Origin of the sequence: Tychonema sp. LEGE 06208, from assembly GCF_015207505.1 — a bacterium.
Classification (GTDB): domain Bacteria; phylum Cyanobacteriota; class Cyanobacteriia; order Cyanobacteriales; family Microcoleaceae; genus Microcoleus.
In genome coordinates, this window is the sequence record NZ_JADEWT010000012.1 from 1 (window position 1) to 23,180 (window position 23,180).

At 46.7% G+C, this 23,180-nt stretch carries 23 protein-coding genes and 1 pseudogene; 17 read left to right on the top strand and 7 right to left on the bottom strand.

Annotation, left to right across the window (positions count from 1 at the left end):
• Window positions 1-112 precede the first annotated feature (112 nt).
• The 8 genes from IQ263_RS05060 to proB all read left to right on the top strand — a co-directional run bounded on the left by IQ263_RS05060 (window position 113) and on the right by proB (window position 8,296).
• A complete protein-coding gene (locus IQ263_RS05060; RefSeq protein ID WP_194066468.1) occupies window positions 113-1,294 on the top strand; it encodes a F420-0:Gamma-glutamyl ligase in 1,182 nt (393 codons plus the stop codon).
• 327 nt (window positions 1,295-1,621) lie between these two features.
• On the top strand, window positions 1,622-2,953 hold the full coding sequence (locus IQ263_RS05065) for a GNAT family N-acetyltransferase (protein WP_194066469.1): 1,332 nt from the start codon (window positions 1,622-1,624) through the stop codon (window positions 2,951-2,953).
• Between the two features lie 245 nt (window positions 2,954-3,198).
• Complete coding sequence (gene ruvX, locus IQ263_RS05070) at window positions 3,199-3,666, top strand: Holliday junction resolvase RuvX (RefSeq protein WP_194066470.1); 468 nt, start codon at window positions 3,199-3,201, stop codon at window positions 3,664-3,666.
• A gap of 107 nt (window positions 3,667-3,773) precedes the next feature.
• The gene (locus IQ263_RS05075) at window positions 3,774-3,938 is read left to right on the top strand and encodes a hypothetical protein (RefSeq protein ID WP_194066471.1); all 165 of its coding nucleotides are present in this window, start codon (window positions 3,774-3,776) and stop codon (window positions 3,936-3,938) included.
• A 29-nt stretch (window positions 3,939-3,967) separates the two neighbouring features.
• Window positions 3,968-4,543 (top strand): DUF3727 domain-containing protein, encoded by a 576-nt coding sequence (locus tag IQ263_RS05080; RefSeq protein WP_194008480.1) that lies wholly within the window; start codon window positions 3,968-3,970, stop codon window positions 4,541-4,543.
• Between the two features lie 379 nt (window positions 4,544-4,922).
• Window positions 4,923-6,047: an endolytic transglycosylase MltG gene (gene mltG / locus IQ263_RS05085; RefSeq protein WP_194066472.1), complete on the top strand. Its 1,125-nt coding sequence runs from the start codon at window positions 4,923-4,925 to the stop codon at window positions 6,045-6,047.
• A gap of 141 nt (window positions 6,048-6,188) precedes the next feature.
• Window positions 6,189-6,710, top strand: a complete 522-nt coding sequence (locus IQ263_RS05090; protein ID WP_194008478.1) for a YqeG family HAD IIIA-type phosphatase — start codon at window positions 6,189-6,191, stop codon at window positions 6,708-6,710.
• A gap of 476 nt (window positions 6,711-7,186) precedes the next feature.
• Window positions 7,187-8,296, top strand: a complete 1,110-nt coding sequence (gene proB, locus IQ263_RS05095) for a glutamate 5-kinase (protein WP_194066473.1) — start codon at window positions 7,187-7,189, stop codon at window positions 8,294-8,296.
• A 114-nt stretch (window positions 8,297-8,410) separates the two neighbouring features.
• On the opposite strand, the gene IQ263_RS05100 is transcribed toward proB, so the two are convergent.
• Entirely contained in the window at window positions 8,411-8,824 is a 414-nt protein-coding gene (locus IQ263_RS05100) for a hypothetical protein (RefSeq protein ID WP_194066474.1), read from the bottom strand.
• A gap of 312 nt (window positions 8,825-9,136) precedes the next feature.
• On the opposite strand from IQ263_RS05100, the gene ndk reads away from it, so the two are divergent.
• From ndk to IQ263_RS05125, 5 genes are all read left to right on the top strand, one after another.
• Window positions 9,137-9,586 (top strand): nucleoside-diphosphate kinase, encoded by a 450-nt coding sequence (gene ndk, locus IQ263_RS05105; RefSeq protein WP_194008476.1) that lies wholly within the window; start codon window positions 9,137-9,139, stop codon window positions 9,584-9,586.
• 274 nt (window positions 9,587-9,860) lie between these two features.
• A complete protein-coding gene (locus tag IQ263_RS05110) occupies window positions 9,861-10,154 on the top strand; it encodes a hypothetical protein (RefSeq protein WP_194066475.1) in 294 nt (97 codons plus the stop codon).
• A complete protein-coding gene (locus IQ263_RS05115; RefSeq protein WP_194008474.1) occupies window positions 10,155-10,367 on the top strand; it encodes a hypothetical protein in 213 nt (70 codons plus the stop codon). It abuts the gene before it with no gap.
• Between the two features lie 164 nt (window positions 10,368-10,531).
• Complete coding sequence (locus IQ263_RS05120; RefSeq protein ID WP_194066476.1) at window positions 10,532-12,211, top strand: bifunctional lysylphosphatidylglycerol flippase/synthetase MprF; 1,680 nt, start codon at window positions 10,532-10,534, stop codon at window positions 12,209-12,211.
• A gap of 62 nt (window positions 12,212-12,273) precedes the next feature.
• Entirely contained in the window at window positions 12,274-12,516 is a 243-nt protein-coding gene (locus tag IQ263_RS05125) for a hypothetical protein (RefSeq protein ID WP_194066519.1), read from the top strand.
• 477 nt (window positions 12,517-12,993) lie between these two features.
• Here the strand turns inward: IQ263_RS05125 and IQ263_RS05130 are convergent, their stop codons facing one another.
• The 4 genes from IQ263_RS05130 to deoC all read right to left on the bottom strand — a co-directional run bounded on the left by IQ263_RS05130 (window position 12,994) and on the right by deoC (window position 18,131).
• Window positions 12,994-14,220, bottom strand: a complete 1,227-nt coding sequence (locus tag IQ263_RS05130) for a glycosyltransferase family 4 protein (protein WP_194066477.1) — start codon at window positions 14,218-14,220, stop codon at window positions 12,994-12,996.
• A gap of 26 nt (window positions 14,221-14,246) precedes the next feature.
• A complete protein-coding gene (locus IQ263_RS05135; protein WP_194066478.1) occupies window positions 14,247-15,818 on the bottom strand; it encodes an MFS transporter in 1,572 nt (523 codons plus the stop codon).
• A gap of 212 nt (window positions 15,819-16,030) precedes the next feature.
• Entirely contained in the window at window positions 16,031-16,906 is an 876-nt protein-coding gene (recO, locus tag IQ263_RS05140; RefSeq protein ID WP_194066479.1) for a DNA repair protein RecO, read from the bottom strand.
• Between the two features lie 547 nt (window positions 16,907-17,453).
• Window positions 17,454-18,131, bottom strand: a complete 678-nt coding sequence (gene deoC, locus IQ263_RS05145) for a deoxyribose-phosphate aldolase (RefSeq protein WP_194008469.1) — start codon at window positions 18,129-18,131, stop codon at window positions 17,454-17,456.
• Window positions 18,132-18,325: 194 nt separating this feature from the next.
• Here deoC and IQ263_RS05150 point away from each other — a divergent pair.
• Window positions 18,326-19,517 (top strand): annotated as a pseudogene (locus tag IQ263_RS05150) (RNA-guided endonuclease InsQ/TnpB family protein).
• A gap of 322 nt (window positions 19,518-19,839) precedes the next feature.
• Window positions 19,840-20,202 carry a hypothetical protein gene (locus IQ263_RS05155; protein ID WP_194066480.1) on the top strand — a complete coding sequence of 121 codons (363 nt, stop codon included), beginning with the start codon at window positions 19,840-19,842 and terminating at the stop codon, window positions 20,200-20,202.
• 65 nt (window positions 20,203-20,267) lie between these two features.
• Here IQ263_RS05155 and IQ263_RS05160 read toward each other — a convergent pair whose 3' ends face one another.
• A complete protein-coding gene (locus tag IQ263_RS05160; protein WP_194066481.1) occupies window positions 20,268-20,456 on the bottom strand; it encodes a hypothetical protein in 189 nt (62 codons plus the stop codon).
• 72 nt (window positions 20,457-20,528) lie between these two features.
• On the opposite strand from IQ263_RS05160, the gene IQ263_RS05165 reads away from it, so the two are divergent.
• Window positions 20,529-21,551, top strand: a complete 1,023-nt coding sequence (locus IQ263_RS05165; RefSeq protein ID WP_194066482.1) for a tetratricopeptide repeat protein — start codon at window positions 20,529-20,531, stop codon at window positions 21,549-21,551.
• Window positions 21,552-21,645: 94 nt separating this feature from the next.
• Here IQ263_RS05165 and IQ263_RS05170 read toward each other — a convergent pair whose 3' ends face one another.
• Window positions 21,646-22,440: a hypothetical protein gene (locus IQ263_RS05170; RefSeq protein WP_194066483.1), complete on the bottom strand. Its 795-nt coding sequence runs from the start codon at window positions 22,438-22,440 to the stop codon at window positions 21,646-21,648.
• A gap of 286 nt (window positions 22,441-22,726) precedes the next feature.
• Between IQ263_RS05170 and IQ263_RS29175 the strand changes: the two genes are divergently transcribed.
• The gene (locus IQ263_RS29175; RefSeq protein ID WP_255515814.1) at window positions 22,727-22,852 is read left to right on the top strand and encodes a hypothetical protein; all 126 of its coding nucleotides are present in this window, start codon (window positions 22,727-22,729) and stop codon (window positions 22,850-22,852) included.
• The last annotated feature ends 328 nt before the right edge of the window (window positions 22,853-23,180 follow it).

Sequence of the window (23,180 nt, forward strand, 5' to 3'; positions counted from 1 at the left end):
CTCCCAACCCCGCCCCCAACAACCCCCACAACTTCCAATTACTACCGGATCGGATCGCGAAGTACCCGATATCGACTACAGTAAACACAAAATATTATTGGCGGTGATTTGAGTGATTGAGAGTTTAGCAACAGGAATCGCAGCAGCAGGTTCGCTGCTAGCATTGGGCGGATTGGGCCTAGAGTTGAACTATCGCCGGACTGGGAGTGCAAATAAACTAGAACTTACAGCCGGAGAATGGCACTTAGCCATAAACGAACCCAATCGCTATCTTTTAGTCGGGGAAATGGAATTCCGCAACCTGACACAGCGGTTCGAGGTGATGTTGCCGGAAGTGCGCGCACAGGTGAAACTGCTGTCAGACGCAAGTTTGGATGGCGTGACTTTCCAGACAAAAGTGATTCCTTGTCACAAAGACGCAAAAGCCCGATCGGACGATTACTGGTTCGGCTATATTGTAAAAGCCCAACAAAACACCAAAATTAAAGTCTCTGTAGACATTCAAGGGCAAGATTTAACCAAATTGCAGTCAGCTTGGGTGCAAATACATTTCGTCACCTACGGCCCAGGCGGGCGCATCCCCAAAATCCGCAACGTAGTAGTACCGCTGCAATTTCCCAACTCCGACACCGTACCCGTCGCCCGCAATGTCGGAGTTGCCGAAGTCTTGCCAATTCGCACCCACATACTGGCAGAACTAGACGATCCCGTCGAAATTGTCAAGCGCTACGTGCTGCCGCGCGCCCAGAAAGGTGATATTGTCGCCCTTGCAGAAACTCCCCTAGCTTTGATGCAGGGACGCTACCACCACCCCAGCGAAGTTAAACCCGGATGGGTAGCCAAGCGAGTTTGCTTGTTTTTCTTGCCGATGTCGAGTTTGGCCACGGCTTGCGGAATGCAAACTTTGGTGGATGTAGTTGGGCCTTGGCGCGTAGTTGCAGCATTTGCGATCGGCTCTGTAGCTAAAATATTGGGTAAACCGGGAGTCTTTTACCAGTTAGCAGGGGAACAAGCAAGGCTAATCGACGACGTTACCGGGACTCTGCCTCCCTTCGACCAATTTATTGTGCTTGGCCCGGACAATCCCCAGCAAGTTGTAGAACAAATTCAGCGAGAAACCGGACTTGCGGCGGCGATCGTAGACGCCAATGACTTGAAAGCAGTTAAGATATTAGCAGCGACCTCCGATTTATCGGTAACATTTTTAGAGCAAGCCTTGCGAAGCAACCCCGCCGGGAATGCTGACGAGCGAACACCGGTCGTATTGATTCGACCTCTGCCACAGAAATCTTGATTTTAAAACTGAAAATTAAAAATTCAAATTAAAAATTAAAAAAAGATGATTTGAAATTTTTAATTTTCCCTCGATCGAGAAAGGGAGAAGCATCAAAAGTTTTTAGTTCGCGGACGCACGGGCTGCCAGAAACCGGGTTTTTAAAAGCGTTTCCTTCGCAGTAACCCACAGCAAGAGTAAAAAACCCGGTTTCTTTGTAGGCGCTCGCGTCCCCGAACAGGTTCTAAGTTTTGAACGCAAAATTAACGCCTTCAAAACTCAAAACTTCCCTAACTTTTCCCCTTTCTGAAATTTTATTTAAAAACTTCCATTCCCCACTTTCGTGCTATGACTTCATTTACCTCTCAAAACCAAAACCAGGTTGTGATTCGCCCGTTTCAGTACCGCGACATCGAGGCGATGGAACAACTGTGCGCGGAAACAGCCGAACAACCAGAAAAACGCAAGGGTGCAAGCTGCGACTTGGTACTAGGTAAAAAATTGCAGCAGATTCGTCGCTGGTACGGAATGCTAAAGCTGCTTAGCTTGTTTCCCAACCCTTGTCAGTCTTTGTTTCGGGCCCACGTTGCTGAAGAACAGGGGAAAGTTAAGGGCATAATTCAGATTTCTCCTTTCAACCGCACCCGCAGCACTTGGCGGATCGATCGCATCGGAGTAGACCCAGAAGCCCGCAGCAAAGGCATTGGTTCCATGCTGCTGCGGTACTGCTTTGAGGCAGTCTGGGAGGCGCGGACGTGGCTGTTGGAGGTGAACGTCGGCGACAAAAACTCCCTGGCTTTGTACCGGCAGAACGGGTTTCAGCCGTTGGCGCAGATGACTTACTGGACGATCGCTCCAGAACGCCTGCAATTCATGGCAAACTCAACCCCAGATTTGCCCAACCTGCTGCCGGTCAGCAACGCGGACGCTCAATTGCTGTATCAACTCGATACCGCATCGATGCCGCCCTTGGTGCGCCAAGTATTCGATCGGCACATTCAAGACTTCAAAACCAGTTTTTTCGGCGCTTTAGTCGAAGGTGCCAGACAGTGGCTGGCGAAAACAGAAGTAGTCAGCGGTTACGTGTTTGAACCGCAGCGCAAAGCCGCGATCGGCTATTTTCAGGTGCAGCTATCCCGCAACGGCGAAGCGCCACACGTCGCCCAGTTGACCGTACACCCGGCCTACACTTGGCTGTACCCGGAACTGCTATCCCAGATGGCGCGACTCGTTCAAGACTTCCCCGTTCAAAGCTTGCAACTAGCTTCCGCCGACTATCAACCGGAACGCGAAGCTTATTTAGAGCAATTTGGAGCCGTGCGCGTGGAACACAGCTTGCTGATGTCTCGATCGGTATGGCACAAACTGCGCGAATCAAAGTTAGTCTCCCTCGAAGGACTCCAACTATCAGAAATGTTGCAGAGCTTCCAACCAACTCGCAAACCAGTACCGGGTCGGATGTCCTGGCTAGGCCCGATGGCTGGGGAAGCCGCAGCAGGGCCCGCGTCCTCAGAGATTAAACCGTTTTTGTCGGACTCAGGAAACGGTAAAGCCGATCGAATTAACCCCTTGAACGGCCAAAATTCCGAATCCGCAGCAACAGATGCCCACAGCATTTTGCCTCTGAATTTGCCGGAATTGCCTCAAGACGGCGGCTCCCTAGGAGAACTCAATTCTTAACAATTGAAAGCAGAAGGTAGCAGGTAGAAAGCAGAAAAGAATAGAATTAATCATTCAACAAATTAATTTTTTTCTGTCATGTTTACAGGAATTACCTTCTGCTTTTGATTGATACCAACTTAATATTGCCTATTATCTTATTACTTTCTTCTGTTATTCCTTCGCGTTCTTTGCGTCTTCGCGGTTCGTTAAATAAAATTGTATCCGCCAAAAAACAGTAAATCTAAAATCTAAAATCGATCATAATGTCCAACGAAAAATTATGGATTTCAGCCCTCGGATTAGATATCGGCAGCAAACGAGTTGGCATAGCCGGATGTGACGGCACAGGTTTAATCGCTACGGGGATTACTACTCTGGTGCGATCGTCCTTCGATCGCGACGTAGCTTGTCTGCGAGAACTCGTCCGATCGCGCGGAGTGAAAATTTTGGTTGCAGGCTTGCCCTACTCCATGAACGGAGAATTGGGCAATCAAGCGCGACAAGTGCAAAAATATGCTGGCCGCATCGCCGAGGCCTTAGAGCTCCCCCTAGAATACGTAGATGAGCGCCTGACTTCGGTTGAGGCAGAGGAATTGATTCAAGCACAAGGAATGTCGCCTTCCCGAAATAAGGGTTCGATCGATCGCAAAGCAGCAGCCCTGATTTTGCAGCGGTGGTTGGATATGAGAAGACAAAATATCGCCCCTGTTCCCAATCGTGATAGCTTTTAACAAAGCCGTGATATCCTAGTTGTGCAAGTTTGCTAGGCACACCTGTAACCGTTGACATACTTGAGAAAATTTCGCTGTACCCTTCGGTACTGAAGCAGCACAAAATTGTGATTTGTCCTCAGTATCGCTCTGGACTAGACAGAAATTTAAACGCTGCACTCTCCGCGTGGAAAATGCCGCGAGTCTCGCAGTTTAAACTTGTGGGCTGGCGATCGCCCGCGCCGCCAGAATATCGCCACGAAAACTCCCCATTGTCAAGCACAAATTACTGAATAATTGACGGAAAATTAAGATACACGCGATGTCCTCATCCCCAAACCGCAAAGAGAATGGCAGTTCCAACGAAGAGTCCGTCACCCTGACGGATGAATTCGGGCGATCGCTGACTTGCAACATAGAGCATTCGATGAACCTAGAAGGTCAAGAATATGCTTTGCTGATTCCGATCGACTCTCCAGTAGAAATTTTTACTTGGCACGGAGACGAAAGCGACGAAGCAGCAATTCCTGTAGAAGACGAGACCGAAATTGACAAAATTTTTGATATTGCTCAAGTTGTGCTGCAAGAGCAGAACTTGACACTCCGGCGCACGGCGGTGACGCTGACTGTAGTTGGCGAATTGCCAGAATTTCCCGACGAGGAGATGGCACCGGATACCGATCCCGATGAAGAGTCGGATTTCGAGGAACTTATGTGGCTGACAAGCTTCTATCACGAAGAACAGGAATATGCCATTTATACCCCTCTCGATCCGTTCTTTATCTTGGCTCGCATCAATGATGACGGCGAGCCAGAATTGCTCTCGGAAGAAGAGTTTCAAAGGCTCGAACCGATGTTGCCGATGCTAGAAGACCAGTTTTTTGACGAGCTTGATTAGATATTGATTGCAGGCAGAAGACCTGACGGCAAAAAGCACAATTTTTGATTATCTTATGGTTAGAAGTTAACTGCTTGCCCGATCGAACTTTTTCGAGATTGTGCCTTCTGCCCTGTCCGCTCAGGGTGTTGAATTGAGCCGCGCCAATATGGTTGCGGAGCGTCGATTTAAGATTTTAGATTTTAGATTTACTTGCAGCTAGGTGAATCTGGGATGTTGAACTCTTGTCTAAAATTTCAGTCTCTCCACGACTGAACTCGGGGGCTTATATCAGTTTTTGGGTGGATCGAACAGGCTGCATCCCTGACTTTCGGTCAACAATCGCAGAGAGTTAGTCATTAGTCGTTAATTAATTGGCGCTTATCGAGGACAACGCACTATGAGCAAAGAACAACTGACAAAAAGCAGCGAGTCTGAGAGCCGAAAAGCTGCTCCGCAACTTTCAAAATGGTTGTTTTATCTGGTGTTGCTGCCGGCTATTTGGGGTGTTTGCGCTTGGCAGGGCTGGGCTTGGTGGAGCTGGGCTTCGGCCGCTCCTAAAATCGCTGACACGTCAACTTCTGCGGGAGATGGTGCTGCTGTTTCCATCCAAATTCCCCCCGGTACTTCCAGTCAACAAATCGGGCAGGATTTGGAAGCCGCGGGCTTAATTCGATCGGCAGGAGCATGGGATATGTGGGCCCGCTGGCTGACAATGCAAAACCGCGACGGAGGTTTTAAAGCCGGAACTTACCAACTGTCGGCGACTCAGCCTCTGAGTGCGGTTGCTGAGAAAATTTGGAATGGCGAAGTCGCACAGCAGAGTTTCACGATTCCCGAAGGGTGGTCGATGCAACAAATGAGTGCTTATTTTGAAGCCCAAGGTTTTTTCCCGGCTAAGGATTTTATGGCGGCAGCGAGTCAAGTTCCCTACGCTCAGTACCCTTGGCTACCCAGCGGCTTGCCTCATTTGGAAGGGTTTTTGTACCCGGATACTTATCAGCTAGACGGCGATGCAATTAGCCCGGAAGCTGTCATTAAGCAAATGCTCGATCGTTTCGAGCGGTTAGCTTTGCCGGTCTATCAAAAAAATCAGAACAATACTAAGTTTTCTTTGAAAGAGTGGGTGACGCTGGCGAGTATTGTGGAAAAAGAAGCCGTGGTGGCGAGCGAGCGCAATCGCATTTCAGGCGTGTTCAACAACCGTCTGAAAAACAATATGCCCTTGGGCTCCGATCCTACAGTTGAATATGCCCTCGGCATCAGGCAAACTAAGGAGAAGCCTTTGACTTTTAAGCAGGTGGAAACGCCTTCTCCTTACAATACTTATATCAATGTAGGGCTGCCGCCAACTCCGATCGCATCTCCGGGAATTGCCAGTTTGGAAGCTACTCTGGCTCCTGAAAATACGGAATATCTGTATTTTATGGCTCGGTACGACGGCACTCACATTTTCAGCCGCACCCTGGCCGAACACAATGCTGCTGTGGCTCAAGTTGACCAAAAAGTGCGATCGGGTCAATAGATTGGCAAAAACTAATACAAAAGTAAAAAGTAACAAAGCAAAAGCAATAACGCTTGCTGGAGATTTTTTACTTTTTTAATCCTTAACTTCCAATTTCTTATTTCTGAATCTAAAATCTAAAATCTCAACTCTAAAATCATTATGACTTGGGGTAAACTATTACAGCCTGACTTAGTTTTAGGCAATTCGATCGTAAATTTAACTGCAGATATTCTTCAGGAATATCAGATTAAAGGATTAGTTTTGGATGTGGACGACACTCTCGTTCCCATGACAGCAATGAATGCTTCTCCCGAACTCAGCGTGTGGGTGGAAGAAATTAAACCGATAGTATCGCTGTGGTTGGCGAGCAATAATTTAAGTCAGACTCGGATCGGTCGAATTGCTGAGTCGTTGAATCTACCTTATATTACTGGTGCTGCTAAACCGTCGCGCCGCAAGTTGCGAAAAGCTGTGACGGCGATGAATTTGCCGGTGGAACAGGTGGCGATGGTGGGCGATCGACTTTTTACTGATGTTTTGGCCGGCAATCGTTTGGGTATGTTTACTATTTTAGTCGAGCCAATGATTGATGCTGGCTACGCGCTTCGTAAGTATCCGGTGCGCTCTTTTGAAGTGTGGGTTTCTCAAGCTTTGGGGGCAACTCTGAAAATTAAAGATTAGTCAGTAGTCAGTTGTCAGTAGTTAGTTGTCAGTTGTCAGTAGTTAGTTGTCAGTTGTCAGTAGTTAGTTGTCATTAGTCATTGGTAATTGGTTAGTAGTTAGCAGTCATACCAAATTCGGGTTTTGGATACCCTTTATGAACCAGTCGGCGCAGGCCGACATCGTTTGTGTAGACGCGGTTTCAACCGCCGAATCATATATTACCCGGATTTGGTATCATCAGTGATTAGACATATCATAAAAAGCCTGTTTGGAACAGGCAGGATGCCTGTTCCACAATAGTTATTGGAGAGGTATATTAGTAATTAATCTGAAATATTGTTTATGAATAAGCCGTTTGGAACTCGATCGCAATTAAATAAAAAAGCTCTGATTGTCATAACAAACAACAAATAACAAACAACAAATAACAAATAACAAACAACAAACAACAAATAACAAATAACAAACAACAAACAACAAACAACAAACAACAAATGACTCAAACTATTGTTATCAAAATAGGAACTTCGACACTGACTCGATCGACTACCGGAAACTTAGCTCTCTCAACTATTGCTGCATTAGTCGAAATATTAGCAGGTTTGCGGCAGAGCGGCCATCGAGTAGTTTTGGTTTCTTCCGGTGCGGTGGGCGTGGGTTGCGCGCGCTTGGGTTTGACGGAACGCCCGCGAAATATCGCTATGAAACAGGCTGTGGCTGCTGTGGGGCAAGGGCGGCTGATGCGCGTGTACGATGACTTGTTTACTACTCTACAACAGCCGATCGCCCAAGTATTGCTCACGAGGGGCGATTTAGTGCAGCGCAACGGTTATGTTAACGCTTGCAATACCTTTGGGCAACTGCTGAAGTTGGGCGTGATTCCGATCGTCAACGAGAACGATACAGTAGCCGTAGACGAGCTCAAATTTGGCGATAACGACACGCTTTCGGCGCTAGTAGCGAGTTTGGTAGAAGCAGATTGGTTGTTCGTGCTCACAGATGTCGATCGGCTGTATTCTGCCGATCCGCGCAGCAATCCCGACGCGCAGCCGATCGCCTTAGTCCAAAGTATGGCACAGCTCACAGAATTGCAGATCAAAATAGGAGATTCCCGCAGCGGTTGGGGAACCGGCGGAATGCTAACAAAAATTGAAGCAGCCAGAATCGCCACAGCATCGGGAGTGCGGACAGTCATCACAGACGGCTGTTTTCCTGGTAATATCGAAAAAATACTTAACGGAGAGTCGATCGGCACTCAATTCGAGCCGCAACCTCGCCCAGTAAACGCTCGCAAACACTGGATAGCCAACGTGCTAATTCCAGCAGGAAAACTGTATTTAGATGCGGGTGCTGTCAAAGCAATTTCCCACGGCGGAAAATCGCTGTTAGCTGCCGGAATTTTTCAAGTAGAAGGAGAGTTTCAAGCAGATGATTCCGTGCAGTTGTGCGACGGAGAAGGCAAACAAATTGCCAGAGGACTTGTGAATTATAGCAGTTTAGAACTGAAACAAATTCAGGGATGTAAGTCCGATAAAATTGCAGAAATTTTAGGCTACGCAGGCGTAGAAACAGCAGTACACCGAGACAATTTAGTAATAGTTTAAGTAAGTCATTAATTGTCGGGGCGGGTTGAGCTGAACATCCCAGAAAAAAGCGACAAAACACAGGCAAAACCCGCCCGCCCCATCGCAGATTTATTGGCACTAACAATCTCAGATTTATTGATACTCAAAAGCGCGATCGAACGCAGGAATCGAAGATACTTGCAGCACAGTATTGCCAGAATTTGTTTTGCTGGGTCCGAACAACTCTTTCATCGCTTCAGTAAATAATTCAAATACATCTTTTGCTAATTTTAAAGCCGCTTGACGTTCGGAATCAGTAACTTCCATCTCTGTCAAAACTTGCAACATTTCAGGTGTGTTCACAATCTGATGACTTTCCCAACCCACAGAACCTCCTTCAAAATAAACATATTCTTTGTTAGTAGCTTCTTGCAACTCCATTACCACAGCTAGCGCCGCCTCGAAAAAAAACGTAGCAGTTGCTTCCAGGACTTCGACTAAAACCAACTTCTGAAGGAGAGAAGCTTTCCAAGCATACCGTTCTAGCACCGAACAAAGCGAGCGCATTTTTTGAATTTCTTCACCCCAAAGCAGCCGGAAGTCGCCATAATATCAAATCCTCTCTTCATCGGAATGATTCAGATATATATTCTCGGACTCTGTGTACTCTGTGTTCTAGCGCCGGTTAAATCACCTGACGATGCAAGCGGAAACGATATAATTCATTAAAACGAAGCAATCTTAGTCTCGGCGATTGCTTCGTTCCTCGCAATGACACTTCTGTCTAAAATAACAATTTGCTCTTCCCAGAATTGCCATTGGGTACATTGTGAGCTACTCTATCTTTTGGATCGGTTAAGAAAATAATAGGAGTTAATCTTGGAACGGACTTTTTTAGCGATTAAACCCGACGGCGTACAGCGCGGACTCGTCGGTCAAATTATCAGTCGTTTTGAAGCCAAAGGCTTCACGCTAGTTGGGATGAAGCTAATCACGGCGAGTCGGGAACTAGCCGAACAGCATTACGCCGTACACAAAGAAAGACCGTTTTTTGCGGGACTGGTAGACTTCATCATTTCTGGGCCAATGGTGGCGATGGTGTGGGAAGGCGAGGGCGTGGTGGCGTCGGCGAGAAAAATCATTGGCGCTACAAATCCTCTGTATTCTGAACCTGGGACAATTCGCGGCGATTTTGGTGTGAATGTCGGCCGCAACATCATTCACGGTTCTGATGCTGTGGAAACTGCGAACCAAGAAATTAATCTCTGGTTCAAATCGGATGAATTGAGTAATTGGACTTCTTGCTTGAGTCCTTGGATTCTGGAGTAGTATTGATATTCTCCCGATAGTTAATCGGGAGATATTCTAAGTTTTAATCAATACAAAGCCGGATTTATATAGAAACCGAATTTCTTCCTAAATCCCAGAAATTGGGTTTGTTTCGAAATTTATTGCGCCCAACCGAAAATCTCATAGAAACCCGGTTCCTCGCTACGAAACGATAGAATTAGATGGACTTAAATCCCCGAAACCGGGTTTGTTTCGAGATTTATTGCGCCCAACCGAAAATCTCATAGAAACCCGGTTTCTCGCTACCCAATGAATGAAATTCGAGCGCAAATCCGCGATTGTTAACGGCCATTCTCCAATTCGCGGGATGGTGGAAATCGAACAGGCGCAGTTGAGCGGGGAACAGGGAGAAAGGGAACATCAGCGCGATCGCGAACAAATACAATTATACAAGCAAAAGGAAGAAGAGCAGAAAGATCGCGATCGAGATAAAATGATAAAAAGCGCGATCGCCAACTTGAGAATATCATCTTTTTTGTCGGAACTGCGATCGGCGGCGGCCAAATCTTTTCAGCAGCCTATCCCTAATCAAGGATACACCCATTAAATGGCAACCCGATTCTTCCCTCCCGCTTCATCCCTTCACCGCGACGATTATCTGGAGTTTGCTTGGCGGTTTAGGATTGGGCGGGCTGATATTAGTTATGCTGTGGGTGGTAAGGAAAATATTCCCCAAGTCGTAGTCGCAGCTAAGAAAAATATTGCCCAGGTAGGGGCGACTTCACCAACAATCTTTAATTCCCACCGACAATTTACATAAACCCGCCCCCACCCAACTACGAACCTAAATAAAACTCATCAAACAAAAAAACCGGCTTTCTTACCAAAACCAGCCTACCCCGAACACAAAACACAATCGCGATCGGCCATTGCTTTCATAATATATCCCTAGGGCAAATGTTATTAAAATTATTAAGGTGAACAGTGTTATCCCGAAAAAATAGGATTGGACTATGGACGGCATCGTTTTTAACTGGATTGGTAGGAATTATTAACCTGCTATCTGCCGTAACTCCCAGTTTACCCGATCGCCGAAATTGGCTGGAACCGTTTTTTCCTTTTACCGTCCGTGCAGGAAGCCATTTTTTTGCAGCAGTTATCGGGTTTATGTTGCTAACTTTAGCTGCTAATTTGTTGCGGCGCAAGCGGATTGCTTGGTTGTTGACTGTGGGACTGTTAAACGTTTCTATCGTAGTTCATTTAGTTAAGGGATTAGATATTGAAGAAAGTTTGCTTTCTGGGGTGCTGCTGTTGCAATTATTGGTGATGCGGAAGACATTTACCGCTCAATCCGATCGCCCTTCAATTGCTCAAGGAATCCGCGTTTTGGTAGGCGCTTTATTATTTACACTCGCTTACGGTACGGCTGGTTTTTATATATTGGACGGGCGTTTTGAAGTTAACGAACGAGCAGTTAATTTCAATTTGGACGATGCTTTGTACCAGACTTTCGCTATGTTTTTTACGGCGGACAATGCGGGTTTGGTTCCGAAAACTCGGTTTGCTAACTTTTTCGCAGATTCGATTTATGCTGTCGGTGCGGTAACGCTTGGTTACGCACTTTTGATGCTGCTGCGGCCGGTGCTGCTGCGAAATTCGGCAAGTATTTCGGAACGCAATAAAGCTCAGGAAGTTGTAGAAGAATACGGGCGGACAACCCTAGCGAGACTGGCGTTGCTTGAGGATAAATCTTATTATTTTAGTGCTTCGGGAAAAAGTACGATCGCCTACGTGCCCAAAGGTAGAGGCGCGATCGCCCTCGGAGACCCCATCGGGCCTGCAGAAGACCGCAAAGAGGCAATTCTGGGGTTTCAAGAATTTTGCGATCGCAACGATTGGTATCCAGCATTTTATCAAACTTTGCCCGACGATTTAGAAATGTATTCTACTCTCGGTTTTCGAGTATTACAAATTGGCGAAGAAGCGATTGTAAATCTCAAAAGTTTTACTCTCAAAGGCAAGGCAAATCAAAACTTAAGAACTGCGATTAACCGACTGACAAAAGCAGGCCATCGTATTGAATTTTACGAACCTCCTTTAAGTTTGGAATTGATGCGACAAATGAAATCTGTTAGCGACGAGTGGCTGCAAATGGTTCAGGGTGCGGAAAAACAGTTTTCTGTGGGTTGGTTTAACGAGGCATATTTGCAGAAAACGCGCGCCGTAGCAATTCACACTCCCGACGGTAAAATTAGTGCTTTTGCGAATATGATATCTGTGGGTAATGATGCGATCGGAGTTGATTTAATGCGGCGGCGCACTGAGGTAGAAAATGGCACGATGGAGTGTTTGTTTGCTTCGATGTTGCAGCACTGTCAAGAATTGGGCTATGCAGAATTTGATTTGGGTTTGTCGGCTTTGGCGGGAGTCGGAGAAGAGGGTAAATCCGGGCGGTTAGAAAAGGTTTTGATTTATCTTTCGGATCACTTGAGCAAGTTTTATAATTTTAAGGGATTGCACAGTTTTAAAGATAAGTTTGGGCCGCGCTGGGAACCGCGTTATTTTGTTTATCCAAGTTTGGGAAGTTTGCCGGATGTTGTGGTTGCTTTGATTCGGGCCGATTCGGGCGATAGGCTTTTGGATTATTTGCGTCCGGGAAGTTAGGCAATTTTAGATTGAAGATTGAAGGTTTTAACGCAGCAATTACCAACAAATAGGAGCGGTTTATGAATTTGACGCTGAATCTATCACCTGAATTGGAGCAATATCTCTTACAGTCTGCTGAGCGGCGCGGTATTTCTGTGGAGGAAGTAACCTTGCAAATTCTGATGGGATGTATGCAGAGTCAGGAACAGGATTTGATCGCATCTGGGGCGGTGTGTGATGTTTGGTCTCCCTATGATGCGTTTGATGCTGCACAGACGATGCTGGGAGTTTTAAAGCAATCGAAAGCTCAAAAGGATGAGTAATGTGGAACGATTTTCTTTTGTATCTGTTAATAATGCTTTAGGGGAAATTGGACTCGGGCTGAAAATGTACCGTTGATTTTGGGTCAGGTGAATTTCTTTATGGAGTTCGATGTTTGTTTTTATCGATCGCAATTGGCGTTTAATGTTAGTCCTCCTTGACTGGTTTAACTGGTTCCGAGGCTCTGCCTGGGAACCCATATCACTCTTGCTCTGCCTCGGCTGGAGAAATCGAACGGACATGATATGACCAATGACTAATGACTAATGACTAATGACTAATGACTGTTGACTGTTGACTGTTAGCTGTTAGCTGTTAGCTGTTAGTTGTTAGTTGTTATTGGGAATTGAGAATTGGGCGGAGCGAAGCGGAGGGATTGGGAATTCGTAGCGAGTAACCAATAACCAATAACTAATAACCAATAACAACTAACCAATTCCCAACAACTAATGACCAATGACTAATGACTAATGACTAAGTTATGCCAAGCCCCGAAGTGGCACGCGCTGCTTCTGCAAAACCTCTGAGTACAGCTTTTCTAGCTCAGTAATATTCTGACTGAGAGTGTACCGCTCGATCGCCCGTTGGCGTGCTTTTTGGCCAAGCAGCATTCCAAACTCAGGATGATCGCAAAACAGCGGCAGCAAAGTTTGTAACTGACTCCGCACCCGCTGAGTGTTCAAAACTATCCCCGCCCCTTCCTCCAAGGCTTCGCCGTCAGCACCGGCATCCGTTGCCAAACAAGCTAAACCGCAGGCCATCGCTTCCAGCAGCGACAGCGACAGTCCCTCCACCAAAGAAGGCAAAATAAATACATCTGCACCACGCAGAATTTCGATCCGGCGCTCCTCCTCGGCGACAAATCCGAGCCACACAATGCCCTCCTCTTCGCCGTAGGACAGTTGCAGCGACGCAGCTAAGGGCCCGTCGCCCACGATGGCCAATACGTTACCAGGCTCAAAATTACAGTGTTTCCAAGCCTTCAGTAGAGCCTCAACATTTTTCTCCGGCGCAATCCTGCCTTGGTAGACAAAAAGTCGATCGGCCTTTAACTCCGACTTCAACCCCGAAGGCCCAGGAGAATACTTCGTCGCGTCTACGCCATTGGGAATCACAGCTACCCGTTCTTCCGGCACTCCCAACTTCACCAAAATATCTCGCTGAATGTAAGAAAATACGATCGTCGAGTCGTAGTGAGCCAAAAACGGAGCATACAGTTGATACATCAGGTGTTGAGTTCCCGATGTCAAATTCCGCAATTTGCGATCGAACGGCGGGTGAAAAGTCGCCACCAAAGGCAAATTCAATTCTTGACAAATTTCCGGCAGCAGAAAGTCTAGAGGCGAAAGCGTCAGGGAAGCGTGAACAACATCGGGTTTCAGCCTCCGCAAAGATTTCATCAACACGGTGCGGGATTTGAGAGTCGGAATCGTATAAATTTGCGATTTGTAGTGACAGGGTAAAGAAACTTCATTGCAACTCGCCGGCGAGAGCGAATTGGTAAATGAAGTTTGAGCAATGGAAGCTCCCCGTTTCCCATTTGCCATGCTCCACGCTGTATTGTTCCTGTCCAGCGGGCCGGCTTCTTGGGCAAAGTGCAGGAAACTTACCTGGTATCCCCGGTCTAACAGTGCGTTGGTGACTTCCCTGGAGTAAGTGACGTTACCGCAAAAAGGTGATTTTTTTCCTAGCCAAGCGATGTGCATTCGAGTAAATCAGAGTTTGTTATTTTTTAGATTCGATCGACTTTGCTATTAGTGCTACGGAAAATATACCAGGTTAAGACACCGCCAGCGATCGCCAATCCAGCCAAAGCCAAAAACACAGCGGGTAAACCCAGAAATGTTTCCGCTACTCCCGCCAAAGCTAATGGTAAACTCAAAGCGATATTAGTGGCATTATTTTGCAGCCCGAAGACTTTTCCCCGCATTTCTTCTGGGGTTTCTGATTGAATTGTCGTCTGCATCGGCACTCCTACCAATGAGGCAAATAAACCCAACAGGGTAATAAAAAGCACCGAGATCCACAAATGGTGTGTAAATGCAGAAAGGCCCAGCAGAGCAAGTGCCATCCCAACCGATCCGATTAAACTCAGTTGGGAATGAGAAAATTTGTGACCGAGATAGCCGACAGTTGTTGCCCCAACAGCCATCCCCACACCCACCGCAGCCAGCAAAAAGCCAAATTGCGACGCTTTCATACCGGGCAGCATTTCTGCCAGCCGCACCGCTAGAACTGCCAAGGCTGCAAAAATGGAAAATAGAATAATTAGTTGAATTAAAGCATTGCGGACTTTCGGTTGATCGTTGATGTAACGCAGGCCGTCTTTTAAATCTGCTAGGGGATGTGGCGGTTCGTGTTCGGGTTCGTTTTTTTCGCCTGTTTTCATCAACAGCAACAGCACTCCGGCGAAGGCGTAACTTCCGCCTACTACTATTTCTTTGCCGATGCCGATTCCGCCGCCGAGGTTGGTGAATAGGGTGTCGGCTAAAGCTAGTAAGGGTTCTCCGACGGCAAAGCCAATAATCACCGAACCCATCATGGTGGTGGTGTAGAGGGAGTTTGCCGATAGCAGGTGGCGGCGTTCCACAATTAGCGGAATCACTGACTGTTCTGCTGGGGCGAAAAATTGAGTTAGGGTCGAAACTAGGAATGTTACTAGCAGCAGCAAGCAGAATCCCAGGGGTAGTTTACCGATTTCAAAACCGTCTGAGAGCCACAGCAGCAGGGGTAATGCTAGTACGAAGCCTCCCCGCAGCAGGTTTGTGGCTACGAGCACGGCTTTTTTCGGCCACCGATCGACATACACGCCTGCAGCGGCACCGAACAGCACTGCGGGTATGGTAAAGGCGATCATGATTGCTGATACCCATCTGCTGATGCTTTGATCTGGCGCTTGAAACCGGCTGGCTACGAGGGCGATCGTCAGTACGAGATAAACTTTATCTGCTAGTTGGGAGAATATTTGTCCGCTCCACAGTGCTAGAAAATTGCGGTTTTTGATGACTGGCAAAAATCCTGTTTGTGTTTCGGGAGTTTCGGTAAATGTTTCGGATATTTCTGCTGCTGGCTCTGCTTTTGGCTGCGGGGGGATTGCTGCGGGTGGTTGGCCGTTACTTTTGCTCGCGTCTGTTTCTGGATTTGTCGGATATTTATCCATTTCTGTGTGTTGGGCGTTGCTCCATTGTCGATCGGCCAAAACAGGCTCCGACTGAAAATCTGGACAATTTTCTCGTTCTTCCATCTTGTGGTTGGTCGCAGCTAAAATAGATGTTCTCAAATCAGAATCGGACAGTCGCATCATAGGATTGGGGGGTGGCTCGCTGGGGATGGTTCAGGGTTGGGGATGTGAAGTTCAAATTGAGTTTTTTAGCTCCTAAATTTAATAATTTATAACTTGATCTATTATCTAATGTTGCGAGAATGTTGGAAATTTACCTGAAATTGCTGACAGGTTCGGATATCCGCCGGCTCGGGGTGCTGTACGATCGCCCGTTCACTTCTTTAACCTAAAATTTAAAACTCAAAATTCTCTAAGTAAGTGTCGATCGAGCTTCCCGATCGAATCGTGCAACCTAAATGATACTGGGCATACTGTCGCAAAATATTTTCGACAGATACCCAAGCTGCGCGATCGGCAATCCCCTCTTCTAGTTCTGCACTACCCAACTGTTGCAGCGCTGCTAATTCCTTAGCATTTATATGGAAGTTTGTCAAGTGTTTGCTGTCGCTCGTTGGCCGGGAACGGGAAGCGACTCTGTAGGAGCTGCCAATTTCAGAGGATAGTTCAGCTTCTAAGTTAGCTAATTCTGGCAAGCTAAAGGTTCCCCCAGAGGGTATACTAAAGCCGGTTTGCCAGTTCGGATCGCTGAAATTGGGGGCGATCGGTTGTCTGGTGGTGCCGCAGACTTGGACTTGGGGCGCGAGCCCGGCTAGGGCGAGCAAGTGAAAAATACCTTGGGCGAGGTGGGCGATGAGGACGGCGGCGGATTGGATTTCTGTGCGATCGGACAAACGCTCCAAACGGCTCAAGTGTTCGCCCAGCAAAAAGAAGAGGTCTTCTTGGGGCTCGTCGGAAAGGGCGCTGGCGATCGCCAATTCGGCCAGATATTGCGCGGCTGCGAGTTTTCCCAAGTTGCGGCTCAAACCCGGATAGGATTCGACGGTGGACGCTTGGGTAATTTTGTCGAGCGATCGGCCTTTAGCAATTAGCAATTCGTTGACGACAAATAACTCGCTTCTACCGCCAATGCTCGATCGCTGTTTGCGAACACCGGGCGCTACAGCTCGAATTAAGCCGAATTCCCGCGTCAAAACTGTCAGCAGGCGATCGGATTCGCCGATGGGCGCACTCTTAAGATTGATTCCAGTTGCTTTGTAAGTTCGATTCACTCGATTTTAGATTTTAGATTTTAGAATTACTACAATACCAAATCCAGGTCTGGGTTCCCCTTTATGAACCAGTCGGCAAGCGGCCGACAAAACTTTGACTCGCTCAGCAGTTTCAACCGCCCCCTCCTAACGCGGATGACTAACTAATGACTGATAACTGATGACTAATAACTAATAACTAATAACTAAATGATAATTAATAGGCGGTAATATCTATAGCAATCATTGCAGGATTCGCAAAATTTGTAGGTAGTGCTAAGAGTGCCGACCCCCAAGGATCGCAGCTTTTTGCGAGGGGAAGAACCCTACAATAAATTATACAAATGATGCGAGGCTTGCTATAACGAACCGCGAAGGCGCTAAGAACGCGAAGTCAGAGAAAGAAGAAGATGTACGTCCTTACTACCCTTGGGGAACGGCTTCGCCGCCGATCGCACTACAAGCGTCTTCGCGGTTCGATCGTTCCGATGCTACTGAATTCGATCTAACTACTAACTACTGACTACTAACTACTGACTAATGACTACTGACTAATGACTACTGACTACTAACTATTGCCTAATTTATCGCGCTGGCGGATTAATTCCGGGCCGCGAGAAGTCCCCAAACGAGTAGCACCAGCTACTACCAAATCTAAAGCTTGTTCGTGAGTCCGAATTCCCCCAGCCGCTTTAATCCCAATCCGTCCCTTCGTAACTTCGTTCAGCAGTCGCACATCGTCAACTGTCGCCGCGCCAAAAAAGCCAGTGTTGGTTTTTATATAAGCAACACCAGCTTCCATACAAATTTCAGCAGCTAATTGTTTTTCGGCATCGGAAAGCAGCGAACTTTCGATAATTGCTTTGATAGTTTTTCCGGTTTGTTCGCAAATTTCGGCTAATTCCCGGTGGAATTCGTCGATTCTGCCAGCTTTCAATAATCCTAAGTTAACAGAGACATCTAACTCTACGGCTCCATTATCTGCGGCTTCTAGAGCTTCGTAAAGTTTTACCGTTGAAGTCGAAGCACCAGTGGGAAAACCGATAACAGTGCAGACTTTGGGCTTTTTGCCGTGCAGCAATTGAACTGCTTGTCGGACGTAGGCGGGATACACGCACACTGTCGCAAACCCAAATCTCTCTGCTTGTTGGCAACAGTTTTCTACTTGATCTGGCGTCGCAGTCGGATCGATCAGGCCGTAGTCGATCAAGGGGGCAATATCGATGTCTGCCTGGTTTCGAGCCATTGTTGTTTATCCGAAGTAACTGCTTCCTTATTATAGGAGACAAGCTGAAAACCCTGTGACTTCAGTCCAGGGATGAAAGGTCACGGGAGACTTTAGTCTCAAGCGTCAGACTCCTGTTTCATCATTGTAAACTTTTTTGACTTACCAAACCATCTTATGTCAAACGATATAAGATAAAAGCGGGAGGTAAAGCCATGTTAGTTTTTGAGTTTAAATCTTACGGCAAGCAGAATCAGTACAACGCAGTAGATGAAGCAATTCGTACCGCTCAATTCATTCGTAATAGCTGTTTGCGCTATTGGATGGATAATAAAAAAGTGAGTCGGCACGACTTGAATAAATACTGCGCTGTACTTGCGGCTACGTTCCCTTTTGCCTCGGAACTAAACTCAATGGCTCGACAATCGAGCGCAGAACGAGCATGGTCTGCTATTTCCAGATTTTACGACAATTGCCAGAAAAAGATTCCCGGTAAAAAAGGGTATCCACAATTCCAGAAAGACTGTCGTTCGGTAGAGTACAAAACGTCTGGATGGAAACTAGCTGAAGATCGGAAATCAATCAATTTTACCGACAAAAAAGGGATTGGGCGATTAAAGCTCAAAGGCACACGCGACTTGCACTTCTACCAAATCAATCAAATCAAAAGGGTAAGATTGGTTAAACGGGCTTCGGGCGTGTACGTCCAATTCTGTGTAGATGTTGACAGAAGGGAAAACATAGAACCGAATGGCACTACAATCGGATTAGACGTGGGATTAAAAGAATATTACACCGACTCGAACGGAACTACGGTGGAAAATCCGAGGTTTTTGAGAAAAGGTGAGAAAGTTCTTAAACGCGCTCAACGTCGCGTATCCAGAAAGGTTAAAGGTTCAAAAAACAGGGGCAAAGCTAGGCAGATTCTAGGCAAGCGCCACCTCAAAATAAGTAGACAGCGCTCATACCATGCAATAAAACTTGCAAGGTGCGTAATCTCGTCAAACGATGTAGTCGTCTACGAAGATTTGAGGATCAAAAACATGGCGAAGAATCATTGCTTAGCTAAGTCTATTAACGATGCTTCTTGGTATCAATTCCGTGTTTGGCTTGAATACTTCGGAAAAGTATTTGAGCGCGTGACGGTGGCGGTAAATCCGCAATATACCAGCCAAGAATGCTCGCGTCTGCGGTGTAATTGTCAAGAAAACGCTATCCACAAGAACGCACATTTGTAAGTGCGGTTGTGTTTTAGATCGTGACGAAAATGCAGCTAGAAACATCCTAAGTCGAGGATTAGGTACGGTAGGGCATACCGGAACCTTTGGTCTTGAGCCAAATAACGCTTTAGGAGAGTTGACCTCTACTGTTGTTGGAGAAATCCTACCTCAGCAAGTCGGCTCATAGATTAAAGAATCTCCGCGCGTTCACGCCGGAGAGTGTCAAGTAGCGAATTGATTCATTTTGTACTTGACTCCGAGCCTGATTGAGCATAAATACTCAATTTGCTGCTCGTAAAAACTCTGGCGGAAATTGGTTGATACATTTATTCCCTAAAAATATATTTTTGTATCTGCCTTTAGATACATTTTTAATCTTTCTTTAGGTATACTTTGTTAAATGGAGTTGCAGTAGAGCCTGCGTCAGCCACGCCGTCTGGATGAGCCCGATCGCAGTCACTGTTTTTACTCTGAGTAGTGCTTTAAAAACATAACAGCCAGTGCTAAGCATGAATCATTTAGAACTCGAACAAGAAATTGGGAAGATGGCTAGGGCGATGATGACTCGCAATAGCTTAATTGGTAAAGATTTGATTGCCGATCTCAGAGAGCGGCTTTCTGTTGAAAGTGTCGCTGCTTTGATGATTGTCAGTATTGAACGTTTGATTTGGTCTGACTGCGAGTCGGTGATCTGGAGTTTGACTTATTTGATTCCTGCTGACGTGATGGAAGAAATTCGCCGAATTACGGCGCTGATAGTTTGTCAGCGGTTGATGGGCAAGGGTTTTGTGCTGGGGAAGGATTTTAGTATTGATGCTGTTGGCCGGTTGTTGTTGAGCGAGACTGCTCAAACAGCGGTTGTGCTTGCTTGAATTTGGCAAGCAGAGGTTGGAGCCACCAGCACTGTGGAATTTTCACTATTTTTGTAACTGGAAACCTAATTCGCGATGCGGTAATAGTTGCTTGACTCGCGCAGATTTCTGATTCGCAGCAGCTCCAACCAGCGATGAGTGTGGTTAGCTAAAAGAGCTTTTCGTCTTGGGAAAGTAGTTAGTTTCGATCGCAAATAGTTGAGGTTGTTACGGGCGGTTTGTACGGGCGATCGCCCTGTATCAAAATTTTCCAAGTTTTAGTGGAATTACAGTTTAACTCCGCAGATTGTTTGTGTAAAATCATCCCTAAGATAGATGCAAATATTATGAACTTAATCCAAAACTTGGAAGCTGCTTGGTATTATCATTTGGGCTCGCGCCTCCTCGAAGCTAACGATCGCGATGGTGCTCTGGCTAACTTTAACAGAGCTTTGAAGTTGCAATCGGATCATTATCAGGCTTGGTTCGGGCGAGGCATGGCTTTGGGCAACTTAGAACGGCACTTAGAGGCCTTGAAAAGTTTTGATGAGGCTTTGGCGCTGCAGCCGAATGCGAGTTTTGGCTGGCACAACCGAGCTATTGCTTTAGGAAAGTTGGGCCGCCCTTGGGAGGCACTCAACAGTTTTGACAGGGCTCTGGAGTTCAACCCCTGTTCGGCGAGTATTTGGCACAACCGAGGATTGACGCTGATCGATATGGGGCTTTTCCATAAGGCTGTTCTGAGTTTCGATCGCTCTTTAAGTTTGGAGCCAGAGGTTGCTGGGGCGTGGTACAACCGAGGTAATGCTTTGTTGGAACTCAAGCTTTACTATCAGGCGCTCAACAGTTTCGATCGCGCGATCGAGTTTAACCCAGACGATGCGAATGCTTGGTACAATCGCGGTCTAGCTGCTAACTCAATGGGACTTTACAAACAAGCAGTGGCTAGTTTTAGCCGATCGATCGCTCTGAAACCAAGCGGAACTGAAGCTGTGGGCGAACGGAGAGTCGCTTTAGCGAAATTAGTCGGTTTCAATCATAAAAATAGTAAGTTCACTCCCACATCAGAGTGTGGTTTTGAGGATTATTTGATTTGGTACAACCGGGGTGTGGAATTAGCGCGAAAAGGCTCCTACTCGGAGGCAATTGCTTGTTACGAAACAGTCTTAGAAATTAATCCTGATTTTGCTAATGCTTTTTACAATAAAGCTTGTTGTTATGCTCTACTGGGATTTGTTGATTTAGCCCTTGACAATTTGCAGCGGGCTGTGGAGTTTATCCCTAATTTATACCGAGAACTAGCTTTGGCTGATTCGGATTTAAGCTGCATTTGGAAACAAGAACGTTTTGCAGCGCTGATCCGAGGTTAGTTTTAAATAAAAAATAGCTCGCCGGTGGGGCGAGCTTTTGTGGCCGGGCGACGGAAATTCGATCGCCCACAAAGAGTTTTTTGGCCATCTCGATCTAACGTACAGAAACTTTGATGGAGGGCTTGACTGGCCTTTTGGCAACTACTAGCACTTTGTAAATGCCGGATTCGGGAAGTTCAGCAAAAGTTTGACCTTCGCCTTGATCTAGGAGTTGTCCCGACGGAGATTCGATCGCCACACCGAGATTTTTGCTGTTAGCACTCACCCTAATTGTCTGTCCCTGTTTTCCTGGAACTGTGAGGGGCTGGATTTGGTAGCCGGACATTTTGAGTTTGACTGTGGCTTCTTTTTCTCCGAATGCGATGGGCATTGCGCGATCGGGCCTGTAAATCCACTTGGCGTTAAAGTCGCGTCCGATTACAAAGCTGCTGGTTTCACCTTTCGGGGTGACTCGCAGGCGGTAGATTCCCGAGTCTGGTAACTGGCCGATCCACTGATTGTCGCTTTTTTCAATAACTCCCAGATTCTCCCCGTTGGGGCTGTAGAGTTCGGCTGTCAGTTGTCCCGCCCACAGCGAGAGTGTGAGTTCTCGTCCTTTGATACCTTCAAAAATATAGGTGGTTGGTTGGTTGATGGTGGCTCGAATTTGTGAGGTTGACATTCGCTCGATCGGCTCTATCTTCGCAACTGAGTCAGATGTAGCTGGCATGGGCTCGATCGGTTCTACGTTGGCAACAAAGGTAGAAGTAGCGGGTTGGTTAACGGTTTCTGTAATTTCCGAGGCGGCCATCCGATCGCCCGGTGCAATTTTTGGGGCTACAGGGCTGGCAAATACTGATTTTGCCGTCATCATTAGTAGCATTCCAGTCAGTAAAATTAGTTTTTTCATGTCACGCTTGCCAGGGGTAATCAGTTGTATATGTTTACTTGTGTGGTGCTGTTTGCACCGGATTAAATTTGCCGATCGCGCGATCGGCGTCATCAGCATAGAGGATACAGCTAAATATTTCGTAATTTCACAAAAATTCGCGGTAGCAGATGGCCCTGCCGAAGCTAAATAGTAGCCTTGGTCGATCGGACATTTCCACCATATTCCCTACCCATAATATCATCGGATCGTCCTAGTAATTTGGTCAATAAAAATTCAAGCTTTTGCCCAAAAACTTGCTAAAAAAATGCCAACAACCAAAAAAACGCGGTGTCTGGGTTCAAAGAGAGGCTTTGCTACCAGAAAACTGCCCTTCACCCAGCGGGGGTTACAGCCTCTACTGTTAACTGCTGCGAGGGCGATCGGCTTCTAGAGCTTGCACAGTGCACCTTACTAACCCCAAACAACATAATTTGCTTGTCATATCAATTCCGGTTGTACTCCTCATGATGTTGATTGTTGATTGTTGACTGTTAACCGTTAACCGTTAACAGTCAACAGTGAATTTACTATTCCGATGAAGAGAGGATTTGATATCATATCATGTCCGGTCGATTACTATCACAAACACGGTTTGTAATGCGGACTAAAGTCCGCTTTCATGTTGCGAAGTTTAGTCCACACTAAGAACCTTAAGCGCGTGTGGCGCGAGCTAAAAACCAGAATTTTTAGGGTGCGGCAAGCCGCAATATTTAACACAA